The sequence below is a fragment of the uncultured Romboutsia sp. genome (genome assembly GCF_958366745.1).
In the GTDB taxonomy this organism is placed as follows: Bacteria; Bacillota; Clostridia; order Peptostreptococcales; family Peptostreptococcaceae; genus Romboutsia; species Romboutsia timonensis.
This window is the reverse complement of sequence record NZ_CATXCO010000290.1, coordinates 1-2,607: the sequence shown is the minus strand read 5'-3', so window position 1 is coordinate 2,607 and position 2,607 is coordinate 1. Positions and strand designations below refer to the sequence as shown.

4 protein-coding genes are annotated in these 2,607 nt (G+C 25.0%); all 4 read left to right on the top strand.

Annotated features, from left to right (window positions below; genetic code table 11):
* Window positions 1-897: metallophosphoesterase (locus tag Q5F54_RS12870; RefSeq protein ID WP_302334564.1), on the top strand; the 897-nt coding region annotated here is incomplete at its 5' end.
* A 206-nt stretch (window positions 898-1,103) separates the two neighbouring features.
* Complete coding sequence (locus Q5F54_RS12865; RefSeq protein WP_281537859.1) at window positions 1,104-1,952, top strand: hypothetical protein; 849 nt, start codon at window positions 1,104-1,106, stop codon at window positions 1,950-1,952.
* Window positions 1,953-2,049: 97 nt separating this feature from the next.
* Window positions 2,050-2,241, top strand: coding sequence for a hypothetical protein (locus tag Q5F54_RS12860; protein WP_288523834.1), 192 nt, complete (start codon window positions 2,050-2,052; stop codon window positions 2,239-2,241).
* On the top strand, window positions 2,180-2,521 hold the full coding sequence (locus Q5F54_RS12855) for a hypothetical protein (RefSeq protein WP_288523835.1): 342 nt from the start codon (window positions 2,180-2,182) through the stop codon (window positions 2,519-2,521). Before Q5F54_RS12860 ends, Q5F54_RS12855 begins: the two co-directional genes overlap by 62 nt.
* Window positions 2,522-2,607: the final 86 nt, after the last annotated feature.

Below are 2,607 nucleotides of genomic sequence, written 5' to 3'. Positions count from 1 at the left end.
ACTATAAAGGAAATAGAAACAGAGTATGGGAAGATAAACTTAGGTATACTTGGACTTACTATAAAAGAAGTAGGTGAATCTATTGATGAATCTAGAGAATTAAAAGATATGCCACAATATAATGAAGAATTATACATAAATGATTTAGTAGATGAAGCTAAAAAATGGGTAAAAGTAATGCAAGAAGAAGAAAATACAGATGTAATAGTAGCAGTAGCACATAGTGGAGAAAAACCTAAAAAAACTAAAAATCCAGGGAATAGAATACAAGAATTAGCACAAGAAGTAGATGGAATAGATGCTATAGTTGCAGGTCATACACATCAGATTTTTGAACAACATAACTATAAAAATAGTAAAGGTGAAGAAGTTATAGTTACTCAGCCAGGTAAGCATGGAGAGGCTATATCTAAAATAACTTTTGAATTAAAAAATCAAAATGGTGATTGGAAGGTAGTAAATAAGTATGTAAAATTAACAAAATTTGATACGATAAAATTTGATGAATATGTAGGTGAATTATTATCTAAAATATCAGGTTTAAAAAGTACTGATAAAGAAATACACTTGAGTGAAGTAGTTCCATTTCAGTGGGATAAAGTTTATGTATTTGATGAAAATATTGATGTAGATAAAATATATGAAACTATTGGGTATAAATGGCAAAGTATTGTATCAAAAGATAAATATAGTGAACTGCAAATAGTATTTATGAATGATGATAAAGTAGTTTGTTATTTATATGGTGATATTAATGATATGGATATAAGTATTAACTTTGATAAATCATCTTATAAAGATGGCGTTATAGAAATTTATCCAAATAAAAATGATGAATTTAAGGTGGAAAAAGGAGAAGAAGAGTATCAAACATATTTGACATATATATCAAAGTAAAGTATAAAACAAATAAACCTTTATAATTGAGATGTATATATAATTATAGAGTAAGTACTTTTCATTTTAATAGGCTCTGTTAGACAATTGTGTGATTAATTATATATACATAACTTATAATACTGTGAATTAATGATAAAATATAAAAAAGTTCACAATTGTTATTTATTGTGAAATAAAAATATAAATTAAATAAGGGGAAGATTATGAAAAGGACAATTTTAGGATTATTATCTTTGGTGTGTCTACTTTTAATTGGATGTACTCAACAAAAACTAGACAAATCAGAATCATTAAGAGATGCATATTTTCAAATTGCAGAGAAATTAGTTACTAAAGAAGAAATAAGCAGTAAATATATCAAAAAACTACTAAGTGGATATAACTATAAAAAAGATGAAGAGTTTAAGATAGAAGGTGGAAATATAGATGGAAGTGATTATATACAACAACCATATACCTTCACAAATGGAAATGAAAGTTTAAATATAACTCATTCTAATTTCAACAATGAAGAACAAATACACCCATTATATACCTTAAATGATAAAAAAGGAGAAACTAATTTATCTATTTTAATTCCTGACGTAGAAGAGGTAGAAATTAGCTATATGTATACTGCAAATAGAGATAACTTAAAAGACCATAAGGATATATTAGAAAAATTAGGTAATAATCAAGGAAAATGGAGTGATGTATATATAAAAGTTATAGATAATGTATGTTCTACTAATAACATGGATATAGAAGATATAAAGAATCTTTTAGGAGTAGAGTATAGTGTTAATGAATATCCATATGATGAAAAATCAAGTCTCAGTTTGAATATTGTAGAATACATTTTTGAAACTGATGATGAGATGTTTATGGTTCAATATGTAAAAGAGAAAGATAAGATTTTTAATGTATTTTATAATGATAAAAATACTAACACTATAAACACTGTGGTCGATAACAAACTTATAGATGAAAAAAAGAATTTACATACTGGTATAATCGCTTATATTGAAGGTCTCGATAAGCAAAGAGAGTTATTAGATTATGAAAATAATTAGTTGCTTATAAATATATAACAAAATTTGTAATATTAATATATTGAATATTTATTTTAATAAAGATTAGACTAAAAAGTACACTAGTGGAGAAATGAATATGTATAAAAAGTTAATAGTATTATTATTAATAATTGTAGTAGGGATAATCTTATTTATATATCCTAAATCATTTAAGCAAACATATAAAGATGTACAAGTTTATGAAAATGGAAAAAAAGTAAGATCAGTTGATATTAAAATGGATAGTAAAATACATAAAGGCCACTGGGTTTGGCAAAGACTTAAATAGAAGTATTACTGTAGATGGTGAAGAATATTTCTTACATCCGTATGATTTATATATGTTTCCAAATGAAGATGGTAACTTTACTGATAATGGTATTTATATGTGTTCATTATATAATGAGAAAAATGAGCTTTTAGAAGATAGAAAGGTTACTCTTTATATAACACATGATAAAAGTACACTTTATATAATAATGGACAATCAGGAATTTATTTACCCATATAATACAGATGAGGATTATCAAAAAGTAAGAGAACGAATGAATAGCTATTTACAATTTTAATATATTACGAATTAGCTAGACAATTAAAATCTGATATGCTCCCTTTATGGTGGACAGTTAAAATAATAAAACTGTCATCATGAAGG